Origin of the sequence: Siccirubricoccus sp. G192 (assembly GCF_019084075.1) — a bacterium.
Taxonomy (GTDB): Bacteria; Pseudomonadota; Alphaproteobacteria; order Acetobacterales; family Acetobacteraceae; genus G192.
Genome location: NZ_JAHREN010000001.1, coordinates 930,149 through 947,188, shown reverse-complemented (window position 1 = coordinate 947,188; position 17,040 = coordinate 930,149). Strand labels below are relative to the sequence as shown.

Below are 17,040 nucleotides of genomic sequence, written 5' to 3'. Positions count from 1 at the left end.
CAGAGAGACAAAGCCTTGGACCTTCTCGCCGAGCCCAGCAGCCCGGCCGCCTCCCCCGTTGCCCTTGAGGCGGGGCGGCGGCGCACCTTCGCCATCATCGCCCATCCGGATGCCGGCAAGACCACCCTGACCGAGAAGCTGCTGCTCAGAGGCGGCGCCATCCAGCTCGCGGGTGCCGTGCGGGCCAAGGGCAATGCCCGGCGCACCCGCTCGGACTGGATGAAGATCGAGCAGGACCGCGGCATTTCCGTCGCCACCAGCGTGATGACCTTCGAGCGCGGCGGGCTGATCTTCAACCTGCTGGATACGCCGGGCCACGAGGACTTCTCCGAGGACACCTACCGGACGCTGACCGCCGTGGATGCCGCGGTGATGGTGCTGGACGCCGCCAAGGGCATCGAGAGCCAGACCCGCAAGCTGTTTGAGGTCTGCCGGCTGCGCGACATCCCGATCATCACCTTCGTCAACAAGATGGACCGCGAGGCCCGCGACCCCTTCGAGCTGATCGACGAGATCGAGAAGACCCTGGCGCTGGATGCCGCCCCGGTGGCCTGGCCGGTCGGCCGCGCCGGCGGCTTCGCCGGCACCTGGGACCTGCTGGAGAAGCACTTCCTGCCCGTGGATGCGGATGATGCCTCATCCATCCACCTCGCCGGGCTGGAAGACCCAAAGCTGGACCAGCTTGTCGGCGCGGAACGCGCCGCGGCATTGCGCGAGGAAGCCTCGCTTGCCGAGGCCGCCTGCCCTGAATTCGACCTGGAGAAATTCCGCGAGGGCCACCTCACCCCGGTATTCTTCGGCAGCGCGCTGCGCGATTTCGGCATCGGCCACCTGCTGGACGGCCTGGCCCGCTACGCCCCGCCGCCCGGCCCGCGCGAGGCCGATCCGCGCCCGGTGGAGCCCGGCGAGGAGCGGCTCACCGGCTTCGTCTTCAAGATCCAGGCCAATATGGACCCGAACCACCGGGACCGCGTGGCCTTCCTGCGGCTCTGTTCCGGCAAGCTGGTGAAGGGCATGCGGCTGAAGCAGGTCCGCACCGGCAAGCAGGTGCCGGTCAATGCGCCGCTCTTCTTCTTCGCCAAGGATCGCCAGGTGGCCGAGGAAGCCTGGCCGGGCGACGTGGTGGGCGTGGCCAATCACGGCACGCTCCGCATTGGCGACACGCTCACCGAGGGGGAGGATCTGAACTTCCGCGGCGTGCCCAGCTTCTCCCCGGAAATCCTTCGCCATGTGCGGCTGGAGGATCCGATGCTGGCGAAGAAGCTGCGCACCGCGCTGGACCAGCTTGCCGAGGAAGGGGTGGTGCAGTTGTTCCGCCCGCTGGACGGCTCGCCCCCCGTGGTCGGCGTGGTCGGGCAGTTGCAGCTCGATGTGCTGCAATCGCGACTGAAGGTGGAATACGGCGTGCCCGCCGGCTTCGACGCGACGCCCTGGCAGCTGATGCGCTGGGTCAATGGCGAGGATGCCGCCGCGCTGGAGCGCTTCGCCACGGCCAATCGCCGGGATGCCGGCGAGGACCATGACGGCGCGCTGGTGGCCTTCTTTGCCTCCGACTGGCGCCGCAAGCGGGCCGAGGAGGAATGGCCGATGCTGCGCTTCCACGCGGTGCGGGAGCAGCACGGGCTGGTCGCGGCACGGCGGTAGGGGGCGGATCGGGCGATGGACGCGCGCGGGGGTGCGATCGTGGATGCCTGTGGCGACCCGCAGCGGTTGGCCGCGCTGCACCGCTACGGCATCCTGGACACGGCGCGGGAGCCGGGCTTCGACCAGCTTGCGGAATTGGCCTCGCGCCTCTGCGCCACCCCGGTCGCGGTCATCAACCTCATCGCGGACCGGCGCCAGTGGTTCAAGGCGGAGGTCGGCCTCGGCATCCGCGAGACACCGCTCGACGTCTCGATCTGCCGGCACTTCCTGCTGCGATCGGGCCTGACCGTGATCCCGGACACCATGGCCGATCCCCTGCTCTGCCGGAACCCGCTGGTCACGGCCGATCCGGGTTTCCACTTCTATGCCGGCTGCCTGCTCACCACGCCGGAAGGCCATGCGCTCGGCACGCTCTGCGTGCTCGACCACCGGCCGCGCGACCTCGACGAGACGCAGCGCTTCGCCTTGCGGACCCTGGCCGACCAGGTGATGGCGCAGATGGAATTGCGCCTGGCGCTGCAGCAGCGGACGCTGCTGCTCCAGGAGGTCCATCACCGGGTCCGCAACAGCCTGCAACTCGTGGGCAGCGTCGTCGGGCTGCAATACCGCGGCATCACCGATCCCGAGGCGCGGGCCGCGCTGGATGACACGGCGCGGCGCATCCGCAGCATCGCCGCGGTGCATGAGCGGCTGCACCGGACGGACCGCCTGGATACCGTGGAGCTGGACGCCTTCCTGGCCGGGCTGGCAAGCGACCTCCAGGCCACGGCGCCGCAGGGGGTGCGCCTCGCGGTGCGGGCGGTGCCGGCCGTGGTGCCGAGCGGCATGGCGGTGTCGCTGGCGCTGCTGGTGGGCGAGCTGGTGACCAATGCGCTGAAATACGCCTATCCCGAGGGCGAGGGCGGCAGCGTCGAGATCGAACTGGCCCCGGCCGGGGAGGGAAGGCTGCGGCTTTCAGTGCGCGACCACGGGCAGGGCCTGCCGCCGGGTTTTGCCGGCGGCCAGGGGCGGTCGCTCGGGATGCGGCTGATCCATGCCATGGCGGCGCAGCTTGGCGCCGAGGCGCGGATCGGGAATGCGCATCCCGGAACGCTGAGCAGCCTCACTTTCGACCCCGCGGCGGCGAGCGCCTGATCGGGCCGGCATCAGGGCCTGGTGTAGTCCACGCCGAAACGGGCCACGAAGTCGTTGAACTCGTAGCGGTCCGCCCGCACCAGGCAGGGTTCGTCGCCGCCATGCCGGAAGGTATAGACCACCACCGCGCTGCCGGTCAGCGCGATCCGGCAGAAGCCCTGCTCCGGCGTTACCTGGCCGCCGGGGCAGAGGTCGAGGTCCATATGCGGGATCTTCTCCTCGAATCCCGCATAGGCGATGAAGCAGGCCTGCTCCGCACGCACCGCGCTGGCACCGGCGAGCATGGCAAGCGCGGCAAGGCCGGTGCGGATCGCGCGGCGCATGGGCTCCCTCCGGCAGGTTCTGTCCAGGCGCAGCATAGGACAGCGGCAGCGCCTGCCCAGCCCAGAGCGTTTTCCGTTCGCATTGGCTCACGGAATCCGCTCCAGACTTTTGTTTTAGCGAGCAAATTACTCCGCCCGGGTGATTCCGCCCGGACGGAGTTTGCTCTACCCGGCGAAAGGATCGCGCAACGTGATCGTGTCGTCCCGTTCCGGGCTGGTGCTCAGCAGCACCACCGGCGCCTCCACCAGCTCCTCGATCCGGCGGACATATTTCACCGCCGCCGCCGGCAATTCCGCATAGCTGCGGGCGCCGCGGGTGGAGCCGCTCCAACCCTCCAGCGTCTCGTAGATCGGCTGGGCCGCCGCCTGCGCGCCCATCGCCGCCGGCAGCCGCCGCAGCGTCTCGGCGCCGATCCGGTAGCCCGTGCAGATCTTCAGCTCCTCCAGCCCGTCCAGCACATCGAGCTTGGTGAGCGCGATGCCCTGGATGCCGCCGACCTTCACCGCCTGGCGCACCAGGCAGGCATCGAACCAGCCGCAGCGGCGGCGGCGGCCAGTGACGGTGCCGTATTCATTGCCCCGGTCGCCGAGGCCGCGGCCGATCTCGTCATGCAATTCGGTGGGAAAGGGCCCGGCTCCGACCCGCGTGCTATAGGCCTTGGCGATGCCGAGCACCATGCCGATGGCATCCGGCCCGATCCCCGCGCCCGCCGCGGCATTGCCGGCCACCGTGTTGCTGCTGGTGACATAGGGGTAGGTGCCGTGGTCGACATCCAGCATCACCGCCTGCGCCCCCTCGAAGAGCACCCGGGCGCCGCTGTGGCGGGCCGCGTCCAGCCGCTCCCATGCCGCTTCCGCGAAGGGCAGCAGCCGCGGCGCCAGGGCCAGCAACTGGTCGAGCAATTCCTGCTTGGCGAATTCCGGGGCGCCGAGGCCGCGCAGCAGCGAATTATGGTGCAGCAGCAATTCGTCGAGCTTGGCTGAGAGCGTCGCCGGCTCCGCCAGGTCGCAGAGGCGGATCGAGCGGCGCGCCACCTTGTCCTCATAGGCCGGGCCGATGCCGCGGCCGGTGGTGCCGATCCGGTCCTCGCCCCGCGCCGCCTCCCGCGCCTTGTCGAGCGCGGGGTGCAGCGGCAGGATCAACGGCACGTTCTCGGCGATGCGGAGGTTCTCCGGCGTTACCGCCAGGCCCTGCGCCGTCACCCTGGCGATCTCGTCCAGCAGCGCCTGCGGGTCCAGCACCACGCCATTACCGATGATGCCGAGCTTGCCCCGCACCACGCCGGAGGGCAGCAGGCTCAGCTTGTAGGTCTGCTCCCCCACCACCAGCGTATGGCCGGCATTGTGGCCGCCCTGGAAGCGCACCACGATCTCGGCGCGGCTCGCCAGCCAGTCCACCACCTTGCCCTTGCCCTCGTCGCCCCATTGGGCGCCGATCACGGCGACATTGGCCATTGGCTCAGCCCTTCTCCTCAAGCGGCACGGCGGCGCCGTCCCGCAGCACATGGGTGCAGCGCAGCCCTTCCGGCGCATCGGCCGGGGACAGCGCGGCGACGGTGGCGAAGCCCTGCTCGCGCAGGCGCCGCGCCGCATCCTCCGCCGCGCCGGCCGGGATGAAGACCCGGGGCCGGCGCGGCGGCATCGGCGCGGCGCGCAGCACCGCATCCGGATAGAGGCTCATGCCCGTCGCCGGCTCGTCGCCCTGCGACAGGTAGCGGCCGCCCCGGGCCAGCTCCCCGGCATTGCCCGGCCCATAGAGGGTGAAGGCGACGCCGACATGGTAGCGGAAGCCGCGGAACTCCACCGGGTCGAGCGTGATCCGCAGCCCCGGCGCGCGGGCCCGGATGGCGGCGATGACGGCGGCGGCATTGTCGGCGATGGCCCGCGCCGCCGGCGGCAGCCCGGTGCCGGCCAGCGCCGCCAGCGCCCCATCGGCCGCCCCCGCCGCCTGCAGCAGCACCGGCAGCGCGGCGGCCAGCGGCCCGGCCTCGGCGGCGAGCGCGGTGACGGCCGCGGCATCCTTGCGATCCAGCGCCCGGGCCAGGCGGCCGCGCAGCGCCGGCGCCACCCCGGCCGCCTCCAGCAGGGCTGGCGCCATGGTGGGCAGGGTGATGTCGAGGCTCACATCGGGCAGGCCAACCCGGGCCAGCGCCTCGGCCGCCACCAGCGCCACCTCGGCATCGGCCGCGGCGGCCTCGCTGCCGATCAGCTCGATCCCGGCCTGCGGCAATTGCCGCTCCGGGGCGAGCTGGGTGCCGCGCACCCGCAGCACCTGGCCGGAATAGCAGAGCCGCAGCGGCCGGGCCTGCTGCGCCAGCCTGGTCGCGGCGATGCGGGCCACCTGCGGCGTGGTGTCGGCGCGCAGCCCCATCATGCGCTGGCTGACCGGATCCATCAGCCGGAAGGTCTGCTCCGCCACGGCGGCGCCGGAGCCGGCCAGCAGGCTGTCCTCGAATTCCAGCAGCGGCGGCCGCAGCCGCTCATAGCCGTGGCCGGCGAAGGTGGCCATCATCGCCTCGACCAGCGCGGCCTCGCGCTCGGCCTCGGGCGGCAGCAGGTCCATCAGCCCGGCGGGGAGCAGGGCGGGGTTTGGCGTATCGCCGTTCATGGGGTCACGCGGATCGGGGTCATGGCTTCGATGTCATGCAGCCCGGTTGTGTGGCAGCGGGGCGGCGGGCCCGCAAGGGGCGGAAGCGCCGCGGAACCGGACCGGGGCCCAAACAAGCAGCGACCGGACCGCCCAGGCAAGGAACCCGGCCGGGCCTGGGGCCTTCCACCAGGGGAGTTTGCCGCAATGCAGCAACCCCCTTCCGGCCTCCCTGGCCCTCTTCCCTGGTCCATTTCCAGCAAGGAGCACCGTTTGGACGCCGCCGGACCCGCCGGCCTGCCGCTTGCCGGCAATGCCGCACACTCCCATGCCGCCGTGCACCTTCCCGCCCCTGCCCTGTCGCCGCTGCTCCAGGCGGGGCTGGCCGGCCTCATCTTCCTGGCCTGCCTGGTCCCCCCCTGCCATCAACGGCCTGCCGCTGGTCTTCCCGGATACCGAGGGCTACCTGGTCACCGCCCAGAGCTTCCGGCCGCAACACATCCGCGCCTTCGGCTATGGCGCCTTCCTGCGGCTGACGGGAGGGTTGTGGTCGCTTTGGCTGCCGGTGGTGGCGCAGGCGGCGCTGACCGCCTGGCTCGCCACCCGCGCCATCGCGCTGGAAGCGCCGCGATGGCCGCGGGCCTGGCGCCTGCCGGCGGCACTGGCGCTGGTGGCGGTGCTGCTGCTCGGCCACCTGCCCTGGCTGGCCGCCTGGGTGCAGCCCGATCTCTTCACCGGCCTGCTGCTGCTGGCGCTCTGGCTGCTGGCCGAGCACTGGCCGGCGCTGTCCCGGCTGGAACGGGGGCTGCTGCTGCTGACCGCCCTTGGCGCCGCCACCACGCATCTGACGCATCCGCCGCTGCTGGCGGGGATCGGGCTCTTCGCGCTCGGGGTGGCGGTATTGCGGCGGTGGTGGTTCCGCGCTGCCGGCCTGGCGCCGGTCCGGCGCATGCTGCTGCTGGGCTTCGCGCTGGCAGCGCTGAGCTGGGGCGCGCTCGCCGGGGCCAATTGGATCACCTACCGGGCGCCGTCCAGTTCGCTCGGCGGTTCGGTCTTCCTCTTCGCAAGGCTGGCGGCCGATACCGATGCGGCGGCGGCGCTGCGCCCGGGCTGCGAGGCCGGCGAGACCTGGGCCATCTGCGGGCATCTCGACCAGCTCGGCCTGTCGATGGACGACTTCCTCTGGCGCGACTGGTCGCCATTGCCGGCGCTGGGCTATTCCTCCGGCTTCATGCGGGAGGCGGCGGAGTTAAACCCCATCCTGCTCCGGCATGGCTGGCGGGATTGGCTCGCACACAGCGTTGCGCGAACCCCGCGCCAGCTCGGCACCGTCGAGCTTGGCAACGGCATGGACGCCGAGGGGCCCTGGATGCTCGCCAAGGACATGGGGCGCTATGGCATGGCGGACTTGGCCGGTGCCGTTTCGGCCACGAGGCAGGCCGAGGACGGCATGCGCCCCCTGATGCCGCGCCTCACGGCGGAGGTCCTGGCGGTGGTCGGGCTGGTGGCGCTGGCGGGGTTCGCAGTGCTCGGGCTGCATCGCCGCCGCCCGGCGCTATGGTGGCCGGCGCTGTTCCTGCTCGCCTGCTGGTTCGGCAATGCGGCCCTCGTCGCGCTCGGCAGCGATGTGCATGCCCGCTACAGCGCGCGGCTGATCTGGCTGGCGCCGCTGCTGGCCGGGATCCTGGCGCTGCGGGCGGCGGCGGCGGAGCGCCGGGATCAGGCGGCGGCCTGATCCGCGGCCTTGCGCCGCGCAGGCTTGCGCCGCTGCAGCCGGCCGAGATCGGCCAGGCGCCGGTCGAGGAAGGCCATCGCCGCCGCCAGGCCGGGGTCGTCGTCGCGCAGCCAATAGGCCAAGGTCGCGGCGTAGATGGCGCCGAGCGAGGCGCGGCGGGTGTACCAGGAGAAATCCGCCGAACGGTCCCCCGCCGCATGCCACAGGGCATCCGCGGTCCGGGCGGTGAGGCAGAGCGCCAGCCCGGCATGCCAGGGCAGCGCCAGCCGGCTCATCGCCCGCCGGAGCGCCGGCTTGTGCGGCGCCAGGGCGGCGAGGCGCAGTTCCACCACCCGGCGGATCCGGGCGGGGACGCGGCGCCCGGCCAGGTCCTCGGCCGCGGCGGCGGCCTCCATCTCGCGGTCGGCCAGGTCGCTCCAGGCGGCGATGGCGCCAACCGGGCCGGTGGGGAAATGGCTTGCCGCCAAGTCCGGCTCCTGCCCCGCCGCGGCGAGGCCGGCCCGCAGGCTTGCCCAATTCCAGCCCTGTTCCGCGGCGATCGGCAGCATGGCGCGGATCGCGGCGTCGCGGCTGGCGCTGCGCTCGATCATCGCTCGTCCTCCGCGGCGGCGGCGGCGCGGGCCAGTTCCTCGTTGAAGCCGAAGAGGGCGAAATCCTCCATCCGCATCGGGTAGAGGATGCCGTCCAGATGGTCCGTCTCATGCTGCATGACGCGGGCCAGCAGCCCCTCGACCTCGCCTTCCAGCGGCCGGCCCTCGGCGTCCAGGCCGCGGAAGCGGATGCGTTTCGGGCGGGTGACGCAGCCGCGCAGGCCGGGGATGGAGAGGCAGCCCTCCCAGGCGCTTTCCTCCTCCTCGCCCAGCGGCTCCAACTCCGGGTTGAGCAGGGCGGAGGCGCCATTGGGGCCGCGCCAGACGAAGAGGCGCAGCGGCACATGCACCTGCGGCGCCGCCAGGCCGATGCCGCCGGCATCCTGCATGGTTTCGACCATGTCGGCGATCAGGCGGCGGATCTCCGGTGCGGCGGGGTCGGCGATCGGCTCCGCCTCCCGCAGCAGGACCGGATGGCCCATGCGGGCGATCTTCAGGATGGCCATGGATGTCTCCGCCTGGGTTTGAGGGGCATGGGCGCTGGCAGGGAAAATAGGTGGGCAGGGCCGCAACAGCGAGGGCTTCCGGTGGCGGGGCCGACTGTGCTAAGAGGCCTGCCTCCGCGCCATTAGGGGACGGCGCGCAGGTTTTCGGGCAACCGGAAACCTGCGGTTCCGTGCACCTTGGTGCGGCGTTTTGCGTTCAGGCTATGGGTCCAGTTCGAACAGATCTCGTCCACAGCGACAGGAGGTTGAGCCGCGTGCAAGTCGTCGTCCGTGACAACAACATCGACCAGGCGCTGAAGGCGCTCAAGAAGAAGCTGCAGCGGGAGGGTGTGTTCCGCGAAATGAAGCTTCGCCGCCACTATGAGAAGCCGTCCGAGCGCCGCGCCCGCGAGGCTGCCGAGGCCGTCCGCCGCGCCCGCAAGGTGGAGCGCAAGCGGCTGGAGCGCGAAGGCTTCTGACCCCATCCGGCCTGCCCCAGCGCAGGCCAGGGATCGGTACAGGCAACCGCGGCGCGGGGTTCCACCCGCGGACCGCGGTTTTGCTTTTTGGGGAGCCGGACGTTTGTTCCGGCGGAACCCGTTAAGTGGCCGTCATTGTTTGATACATCAAAGGACTAGCCAAACGGCAACAATGCCGTCCAAGCTGCCAGGCTCAGATTCAGTCGCCACCTTCCGCCCGGGCCGGACTAAGCGGTGGTTCAGTACGAAGCGCAGTGCCCCGACGCATGGTGACGGTGGAGGATGTGATCAAGATCACCATGCGCTCTATGAGCTGCTTCCAAACATTCTTCTTCCGCTCCGTCACATGAGCTATGGCTAGCGCTCCTACAAAAGGGATCACTAGAATAGCAGCTTCCGATATCACGCTGCTCTCAACTGCCTGGAACAGCGCGCGGACGCACAAAACGAGTGGCACGTGCAGTAGATACAGCGTGAAGGTAGCACCCGATAGCCAGCGGATTGGCGCGCTGATACGCTGGACGATACCTGAGAACACCGGCCCGATTGCGTTGAACCCGAGTAAATTTACCGCAAAAATTAGCCCCAACACATAATCTTGTGCGAGTTCTGCCGGACCGTGGTCGAATAGGGCTTGGAAGCCGGCAAGCATACCGTAGCGGCGTGCCCAGAAGTCCGCACCAATGGCCACGATGATTGAGCCGAAGAAAAGAAGCCATCCGAGCCTGCGCCCAATCGTCCAGCGCGTGCAGGCGTGGTATGCTGCCCAGCCTGTGAGCCAAACCGGCAAAAGCGCGACAATCTGAGGGCCGGCCACCAAGGCGATAGCTACAGGCACCAGAATGCGAGTTATGCCGCGGAGATAAAAGACGAGTCCAAATATTGCGTAATAAGCCGCCTCATAGCTCAGCGACCAATAAGCCCCATTGCTGCCGGGGAGAATGTGTGCACCCCATGTTTCGTTAAGAAAAAGCAGCGACACCGGAAGATGCCATCCGCCGGATCCAAGCAATGGGGACCATGTGGCATAAAGAGACGGGCTCACCAGCGTCCCTACGTAGTCGAGAAGAGCGGTCAGGACCAGTGTCGGAACAATCACAGAATAGAGTCGGGCGCCTCGCGCAATGACGTAGTCTCTGCCAGATTTCTCTCGCTCATGGGAGACGTAGCCGATGACGAAGCCTGACAGCACAAAAAATATGACGACGGCTGGCGCTCCGTAAGGAGTTAGCTGCCAACCAAGTCCGCCACCGATGCTCCCTGATCCTACATGCCCTATGAACACCACGAATGCCGCCAGAAACCGGGCAGCATCGAGATAAAGAGAGGTTTCGCGCCGCATAGGGACTCCCTGTCTGAGATGCCCCTATGGGCGGCTCACAAAGACGGGGCAAACCACGGCCCCGCTCTCGTCCACTGTGCAATATTCCGCCCAAATGCAATATTCTCTTTACCTGATTTCCCATAACAAACGGGTGGGCGGCGAGACAGGCAGGCAGGGCGAATCGGGTGTGCCGGAGCGATCTACGGGGCCAACAAATCCCGATACCTCTCATGCCCCCTTGGCAAGCACTTCCATTCCGCGGCCGGTGAGGAGGTGCGCTCGTAGCGCCGCACGCGCTTGCTCGCCCCACGACTTCCAAAACGGACCATCAATCCCGCACTGGCCGGCTTATCCTGCCTCGGCATTTTCACTGTGGAGACAACCTCCCCGGCCTCCCACTCCGCCCGGCTAAATCACCCCCCGGGCTTCATTCCCCGGCCAGGACGGCGCAGGATGGCGCCGCCATTCGGGGAGGAACGGGCGATGACGGCAGGGCAGCACCCCATGCGGGGCGGCGCGGCATGGCAATGAGGCTGCACTGGTCCTCCCGCTCCCCCTTCGTGCGGAAGGTGATGGTGGCGGCGCATGAGACGGGGCTGGCCGGGCGGATAGAGCGCATCCCGACCCTGGTGGCGCCGACGCTGCGCAACCCCGAGGTGCTGGCCCGCAATCCCCTCGGCAAGATCCCGACCCTGGTGCTGGAGGATGGCTCCGCGCTGTTCGATTCCGGGGTGATCTGCGAATACCTGGACGGGCTGCATGCCGGGCCGCCGCTGTTTCCACCCGCCGGCCCGGCGCGGATCACGGCGTTGCGCTGGCAGGCGCTCGGCACCGGATATTGCGACATGCTGCTGCTCTGGCGCGCCGAACGGGCGCGCGAGGCGCCCCTCGCCACGATGCTGGACGGCTTCGCGCTGAAGCACGCGGCGGTGCTGGCGGCCTTGGAGGCGGAGGCGCCGGCGCTGGCGGCCACGCCCTTTGGCATCGGCCATGTCGCGATCGGCTGCGCGCTTTCCTATCTCGACTTCCGCTATGCCGGGGCGGAGTGGCGCGCCGGCCATCCGGCCCTGGTGGCCTGGCACGCGGCGTTCCGTGCACGGCCCTCGGTGCAGGCGACCGAGCATGTCGATGCCTGAACCACGCGCAGCCTGACCCGACCAACGGACGAGGAAACACCCATGGCCCGACTGCCCTATCTGGAAAAAGCCGACCTGAAGCCGGAAGACCAGGCGCTGCTGGCGCGCGACATCAACCTGCACAAGGCGCTGGCGCACAACCCGGCGGCGGCGCGCGCCTTCTCCGGGCTGGGGCAGTATATCCGGCACAAGACGGTGCTGGATGCGCGGCTGCGCGAGCTGGCGATCCTGCAGGTGGGCTGGCTGGCACGCTCGCCCTATGAATGGTCGCACCATGTGAAGATCGGCTATGATTTCGGCGTCACCGATGCCGATATCGAGGGGCTGATCGCCGATACCGCGGGCCGGCCCTCGGCGCTGGAGCCGCTGGCCCGGCTGGTGCTGCGGGCGGCGCGGGAGATCCATGCCGGGCCCGGTGTGGGCCATGACACCTTCGCCGCGCTGCGCGCCTCGCTCGACAATGAGGCGATCATGGACCTGGTGGTGACCGCCAGCTTCTACTGCGCCGTGGTGCGGGTGCTGGCCTCGCTGGAGGTGGATGTGGAGGAGAGCTACATGCCCTATCTCCGCAAGTATCCGCTGCCCATCTGAACCCACAGCCCGGGGCCGCCGCCCCTGGCCAAGCAGGGCAGGGCATGGGAAACCCATGGCCTGCCCAAGACCTGATCCAAGGGGAAAGCCATCGCCATGAGCGCAGCCAAGCCGGCGCAGAAGAAGCCCAGGGGCCGCCAGTTCTTCGCCAATCCAGGCCCGACCAATATCCCGGATTCCGTGCTGCAGGCCGTGGCCCATACCACCGTGGACTTCAACGACGGCGCCTTCCTTGAGGTCTATGATGCCTGCTTGGAGGGGCTGAAGCGGGTGCTGAAGACCCGCCAGCACATCTTCATGTACACCGCTTCCGGCCATGGCGCCTGGGAAGCGAGCCTGGTCAACCTGCTCTCCGCCGGCGACACGGTGCTGATCCTGGAGACCGGGCATTTCTCCGACAGTTGGGCGCATATGGCGCGCGACCTCGGGCTGGAAGTGCGGGTGGTGCCGGCCGATTGGCGCCGCGGCGTGGACATGGCCGCCGTGCGCGCCGCGCTGGCGGCCGATACCGCGCATGTCATCAAGGCGGTCTGCGCCGTGCACAACGAGACCTCGACCGGCATGGTGCTGCCGCTCGCGGAGGTCCGCGCCGCCATGGATGCGGCAGGGCATCCGGCGCTGCTGCTGGCCGATACCATCTCCTCGCTCGGCTCCATCGATTTCCGCATGGATGAATGGGGAGTGGATGCGGCGGTGGGCGGCAGCCAGAAGGGGCTGATGCTGCCGACCGGCATGAGCTTCACCGGCGTCTCCGACAAGGCGATGGCGGCGCACAAGGATTCGCGCCTGCCGAAGCACTACTTCAATTGGACCAACATGCTGGCGCGCCGGCACAAGAGCTTCGTCGGCACCGTGCCGATCAGCCTCTTCTACGGCTTGCAGGAATCGCTGCGGCTGATCGAGGAGGAGGGGCTGGAGGAGGTCTTCGCCCGCCATTCCCGCCTGGGCGAGGCGGTGCGGCGCTGCGTGCAGCACTGGTCCGGCAACAACGGGCCGCAGCTTTTCTGCACCAATCCCGGCCGCTTCTCGGACAGCGTCACCGCCGTGCTGATGCCGGAGGGGCATGACGCGGATGCGCTGCGCCGCACCGCGCTCGGGCGTTTCAACGTCTCGCTCGGCGGCGGGCTGTCGAAACTGTCCGGCCGGGTGTTCCGCATCGGCCATCTCGGCGACCTGAACGAGCCGATGGTGCTCGGCACGCTCTCCGTCGTGGAACTGGCGATGCGGCTGGAGAAGGTGCCGCACGCGCCGGGCGGCGTGGATGCGGCGATCGCCTATCTGGCGGAGGCGGCGTAGCACCCCCATCCCGGCCCTCCCCCGCCGCGGCGGGGGAGGGAGACGGGAAGGCTACAGCCGGAAATCCTTCAGCACCTCCGGCTTGAAGGCCAGGCCATGGCCCGGCCGCTCCGGCGCGGTGATCATGCCGTCCAGGACAGGCACGGGCTCCACCCAGAGGTCGTCGAGCAGCCCCATCTGCTCGATCCAGAGCCCGTTCGGGATCGAGGCCAGGAGCTGCACGTTCAGTTCCGGGAAGAGATGCGGCGCCATGCTCATGCCCCAGGTCTCCGCCACCGTGGCGATCTTGCGCAGTTCCGTCAGCCCGCCGCGCATCGGGTCCGGCTGCAGGATGGGCAGGCGGGGATTCTCCAGGAAGGGCTTGAGGTCGGCGCGGCCGAAATGCGTCTCGCCGCCGACCACGCGAAGGTCCAGCGCCCCGGCGCAGCGGAGATAGCCGGCATAATCATCGGCCAGCACCGGCTCCTCCAGCCAGTAGATGTCGTATTCCTCGAATTTGCGGCCCATCAGGATCGCGGTATCGGCGCTCCAGCCCATGTTGACGTCGATCATGATGTCGATATCCGGCCCCAGCGCCTCCCGCATCCGGCGCACATTCGCCAGGTCCGTGCGCAGGTCGTGCACATGCGCCACCTGCATCTTGATGGCCTTGAAGCCCTGGGAGACGTAATGCTGCGCCTTGGCGATCATCCCGTCGCCGCCGGCGCCGCGCCAGCAGCCGCTGCCATAGGCCGGAATGCTGGAGCGGTAATGCCCCCAGAGCCGGTGCAGCGGCAGCCCGGCGCGCTTGCCCACCGCATCCCAGAGCGCGATGTCGAGCGCGGCGATCGCCATCATGGCGATGCCGCCGCGCCCGGCGGTCAGCGTCGCGCGCCAGAGGTCGTGCCAGATCGCCTCCACCGCCGTGGCATCGCGGCCGATGACGCGGGGCGCGATCGCTTCCTCCAGGCACATGCCGATGGTGCGCAGCACCGGCGAGTTCAGCAGGTGCAGGTAGCCCATGCCGGTGATGCCGCCCTGCGTCACCACCTCCACCACCACCAGGTCGCGCATCGGGCCGAGCGCGTGGCCCTCCATCCAGGGGTCCTCGGCCCAGGGCAGCCGCAGCAGACTGGTGCGGATCTCGCGGATCGTCATGTCGGTCATTGGCCTGTCCTCTCCCTCGGTGATGTCAGATCGCGCGCCACGACCGGCGCGTCAGCGCCAGCGCCAGCAGCCCCTCGGTGCCGCTCACCACGCAGGCCCATTGCGCGCCGACCGCATCCGCCAGCAGCCCCAGATGCAGGAAGCCCAGCGGGCCGATGCCGATGCAGACCGACAGGATGCCGAGCACGCGGCCGCGCAGCTCCGGCGGCGCCGCCAGATAGACCAGCGTCGCCTGCATGATGCTGAACCCCGCCCCGCCCAGCCCCACCAGCAGCAGCGCCGCCCCCGCCAGCAGCGGCTGCGGCGCCAAGGCAAAGAGCGTCAGCATCGCCAGGTACAGCGTGATGCCGCCGACATAGCAGCGCCCATAGGCCGTGGGCGGCACCAGCCAGGCGATCAGCAGCGCGCCGCAGAAGGCGCCGACCCCATCCATGCTGGCGAGCAGCCCGATCGCCTCCGGCCCGAGATCGAGGCCGCTCTGCCCGATCACCGGCACCAGGCTGGTGAAGGGCCAGCCGAAGACGTTGAAGATGATGGTGACGATGAGCGTGCCCCGCAGCCGCGGCTCCCGCCGCACCACGGCGAAGCCCTCAGCGATGCGCGCCAGCACGCCGTCCGTCGGCGCGGTGCGCGGGCCGCGGCGCCAGCCGAGGCGGAAGGCCGCCACCAGCGCCACGGCATAGAGGACCACGCTGACCCAGAAGGCGCCGGCGATGCCGACCCCGGCGAAGATCACGCCACCCAGGGTCGGCCCCAGCATCCGGCTGGCATTGTTGGTGCCGACATCGATCGACATCGCCCTGCCCATGCGCCCGCTGCCCACCACCTGGCCAATGGTCAGCCGCCGCACCGGGTTGTCCGCCGCCCAGCTGAGCCCGTTGATGAAGCTGGCCACCGCCAGGTGCCACACCGCCAGCGCCCCCGCCTGCGCCAGCAGCGCCAGCACCAGGGAGGTGGCGAGGCTCACCAGCACGACGATGAGCAGCGCCGTGCGCTGTTCCAGCCGCTCCGCCCAGACGCCGAGGAAGGCGCCGAACAACCCCATGGGCAGCAGCCGCAGCATGGTCATCATGGCCACCAGGAAGGCCGAGCCCGTGGCGTTGTAGACGAAGAGGCTCACCGCCAGCATCTCCAGCCAGCGCACCACGAAGACCACCAGGCCGATGCACCACAGGCGCCGGAAATCCGGCACTGCAAAAAGGCTGTTCCGGTCCAGGCCGGGCTTCATCACTGCGGCTGCTTCCTTCCCCGGCCCGGGCATCCGCCGGCCTGCCGCCGCATCGTGCCGCCGGCGCCGCGCCCCGGCAATGGCGCGGGGCCGCGGCTTTCGGCATAATCGCGCCAGGAGACACCCAGGAAACATCAAGGAGAGGCAGATGGCCCGTCCCTTCGAAGGCATCCGCGTCATCGACGTGACGCATGTGCTCGCCGGCCCCTTCGCGGCCTATCAGCTCGGCCTGCTCGGCGCCGATGTCATCAAGGTGGAGCACCCGGACGACCCCGACCAGAGCCGCGACAGCGGCCCGGACCTGGCGCTCAACCGCGGCAATATGGGCACCTATTTCCTGACCCAGGCTTCCAACAAGCGCTCCATCACGCTCGACCTGAAGCAGGAGGCCGGGAAGGCGGTGCTGCGCCGCCTGCTGGCCGGCGCCGACGTGCTGGTGGAGAACTACCGCCCCGGCGCCTTCGAGGCTCTGGGCCTCGGCTATGAGGCGGTCTCGGCGCTCAATCCGCGGCTGATCTACTGCTCGATCTCCGCCTTCGGCCATGGTGGACCGCGCGGCAGCCAGACCGCCTATGACCATGTCATCCAGGCCACCTCCGGCATCATGGCCGCGACCGGCACGCCCGAGGTGAACCCGATCAAATTCGGCGCGCCCGCCATCGACTATGCCACCGGCACCATGGGCGCCTTCGCGCTTGCCAGCGCGCTGTTCCAGCGCGAGCGCACCGGGCGCGGCCAGCGCATCGACCTCGCCATGCTGGATGTGGCGATGATGATGCAGGCTTCGCATGTCGCGGCTTGGCTGCGCACCGGTAAGGGCTCCAAGCCCGCCGGCAACAAGCACCTGCACGCCACCAACAGCGCCTACCAGACGCGGGACGGGCTGGTGATGCTGGGGGCGAGCAACCTCAGGCAGCAGCGGCGCCTCTGGACGGCGCTCGGCCGGCCGGAGATGGCCAAGCCCGACAACGAATCCCGCATCGCCGACCGGGACCGCGAGGAAGCGGTGCTGGCCGAGATCATGCTGACCCGCACCGCGGAGGAATGGGAAGCCTTTCTGCAATCCCGCCACATCCCCGCCGCGCGGGTGCGGACCATGGCGGAGGCGCTGGACGACCCGCATATCGCCAGCCGCGAATTGCTGCACCGCTTCCCCGAAGGCGCGCCTGGTGTCGAGGGCGCCTTCGGCGTGCCGGTCGCCGCCTTCCGCATGGCGCATGGCGGGCCGCAGGTGGACAGCCCGCCGCCGCAGATGGGCGCGGATACCGAGGCGGTGCTGGCCGAGCTGGGCTATGCCGCCGGCGACATCGCCGCGCTGCGCGCCCAGCGCGTAATTTAGCGC

Annotated in this window: 16 protein-coding genes; 8 read left to right on the top strand and 8 right to left on the bottom strand. The window is 69.7% G+C overall.

What is annotated here, in order from left to right; genetic code table 11:
* Positions 1-15: 15 nt before the first annotated feature.
* Together KSF81_RS04490 and KSF81_RS04485 are read left to right on the top strand one after the other, a co-directional pair.
* Complete coding sequence (locus KSF81_RS04490; RefSeq protein ID WP_254453363.1) at positions 16-1,644, top strand: peptide chain release factor 3; 1,629 nt, start codon at positions 16-18, stop codon at positions 1,642-1,644.
* Positions 1,645-1,659: 15 nt separating this feature from the next.
* Positions 1,660-2,778: a histidine kinase dimerization/phosphoacceptor domain -containing protein gene (locus tag KSF81_RS04485; RefSeq protein WP_217377958.1), complete on the top strand. Its 1,119-nt coding sequence runs from the start codon at positions 1,660-1,662 to the stop codon at positions 2,776-2,778.
* Between the two features lie 11 nt (positions 2,779-2,789).
* Here KSF81_RS04485 and KSF81_RS04480 read toward each other — a convergent pair whose 3' ends face one another.
* The 3 genes from KSF81_RS04480 to KSF81_RS04470 all read right to left on the bottom strand — a co-directional run bounded on the left by KSF81_RS04480 (position 2,790) and on the right by KSF81_RS04470 (position 5,709).
* Entirely contained in the window at positions 2,790-3,101 is a 312-nt protein-coding gene (locus KSF81_RS04480) for a hypothetical protein (RefSeq protein ID WP_217377957.1), read from the bottom strand.
* A 165-nt stretch (positions 3,102-3,266) separates the two neighbouring features.
* The gene (locus KSF81_RS04475) at positions 3,267-4,556 is read right to left on the bottom strand and encodes an adenylosuccinate synthase (RefSeq protein WP_217377956.1); all 1,290 of its coding nucleotides are present in this window, start codon (positions 4,554-4,556) and stop codon (positions 3,267-3,269) included.
* A gap of 4 nt (positions 4,557-4,560) precedes the next feature.
* Positions 4,561-5,709 (bottom strand): ATP phosphoribosyltransferase regulatory subunit, encoded by a 1,149-nt coding sequence (locus tag KSF81_RS04470; protein WP_217377955.1) that lies wholly within the window; start codon positions 5,707-5,709, stop codon positions 4,561-4,563.
* Positions 5,710-6,016: 307 nt separating this feature from the next.
* Between KSF81_RS04470 and KSF81_RS04465 the strand changes: the two genes are divergently transcribed.
* Entirely contained in the window at positions 6,017-7,423 is a 1,407-nt protein-coding gene (locus KSF81_RS04465; RefSeq protein ID WP_217377954.1) for a hypothetical protein, read from the top strand.
* Here KSF81_RS04465 and KSF81_RS04460 read toward each other — a convergent pair.
* Both KSF81_RS04460 and def read right to left on the bottom strand, forming a co-directional pair.
* A complete protein-coding gene (locus KSF81_RS04460) occupies positions 7,408-8,013 on the bottom strand; it encodes a COQ9 family protein (protein WP_217377953.1) in 606 nt (201 codons plus the stop codon). The two genes, KSF81_RS04465 and KSF81_RS04460, sit on opposite strands and share 16 nt — an antisense overlap.
* Positions 8,010-8,519 carry a peptide deformylase gene (gene def / locus KSF81_RS04455; protein WP_217377952.1) on the bottom strand — a complete coding sequence of 170 codons (510 nt, stop codon included), beginning with the start codon at positions 8,517-8,519 and terminating at the stop codon, positions 8,010-8,012. The genes KSF81_RS04460 and def overlap by 4 nt, the downstream gene beginning before the upstream one ends.
* 254 nt (positions 8,520-8,773) lie before the next feature.
* Here def and rpsU point away from each other — a divergent pair, with 254 nt between their 5' ends.
* Complete coding sequence (gene rpsU / locus KSF81_RS04450) at positions 8,774-8,977, top strand: 30S ribosomal protein S21 (protein ID WP_007006360.1); 204 nt, start codon at positions 8,774-8,776, stop codon at positions 8,975-8,977.
* A 199-nt stretch (positions 8,978-9,176) separates the two neighbouring features.
* Here rpsU and KSF81_RS04445 read toward each other — a convergent pair whose 3' ends face one another.
* Complete coding sequence (locus KSF81_RS04445; RefSeq protein ID WP_217377951.1) at positions 9,177-10,319, bottom strand: acyltransferase; 1,143 nt, start codon at positions 10,317-10,319, stop codon at positions 9,177-9,179.
* A gap of 503 nt (positions 10,320-10,822) precedes the next feature.
* Between KSF81_RS04445 and KSF81_RS04440 the strand changes: the two genes are divergently transcribed.
* The 3 genes from KSF81_RS04440 to KSF81_RS04430 all read left to right on the top strand — a co-directional run bounded on the left by KSF81_RS04440 (position 10,823) and on the right by KSF81_RS04430 (position 13,324).
* Entirely contained in the window at positions 10,823-11,437 is a 615-nt protein-coding gene (locus KSF81_RS04440) for a glutathione S-transferase family protein (protein WP_254453362.1), read from the top strand.
* Between the two features lie 42 nt (positions 11,438-11,479).
* A complete protein-coding gene (locus KSF81_RS04435; protein ID WP_217377950.1) occupies positions 11,480-12,028 on the top strand; it encodes a carboxymuconolactone decarboxylase family protein in 549 nt (182 codons plus the stop codon).
* Positions 12,029-12,124: 96 nt separating this feature from the next.
* On the top strand, positions 12,125-13,324 hold the full coding sequence (locus KSF81_RS04430) for an alanine--glyoxylate aminotransferase family protein (RefSeq protein ID WP_217377949.1): 1,200 nt from the start codon (positions 12,125-12,127) through the stop codon (positions 13,322-13,324).
* Positions 13,325-13,375: 51 nt separating this feature from the next.
* Here the strand turns inward: KSF81_RS04430 and KSF81_RS04425 are convergent, their stop codons facing one another.
* Together KSF81_RS04425 and KSF81_RS04420 are read right to left on the bottom strand one after the other, a co-directional pair.
* Positions 13,376-14,470 carry a mandelate racemase/muconate lactonizing enzyme family protein gene (locus KSF81_RS04425; RefSeq protein ID WP_217377948.1) on the bottom strand — a complete coding sequence of 365 codons (1,095 nt, stop codon included), beginning with the start codon at positions 14,468-14,470 and terminating at the stop codon, positions 13,376-13,378.
* A gap of 25 nt (positions 14,471-14,495) precedes the next feature.
* Positions 14,496-15,698 (bottom strand): MFS transporter, encoded by a 1,203-nt coding sequence (locus KSF81_RS04420; protein WP_217377947.1) that lies wholly within the window; start codon positions 15,696-15,698, stop codon positions 14,496-14,498.
* Between the two features lie 148 nt (positions 15,699-15,846).
* Here KSF81_RS04420 and KSF81_RS04415 point away from each other — a divergent pair, with 148 nt between their 5' ends.
* A complete protein-coding gene (locus KSF81_RS04415) occupies positions 15,847-17,037 on the top strand; it encodes a CaiB/BaiF CoA-transferase family protein (protein WP_217377946.1) in 1,191 nt (396 codons plus the stop codon).
* Positions 17,038-17,040: the final 3 nt, after the last annotated feature.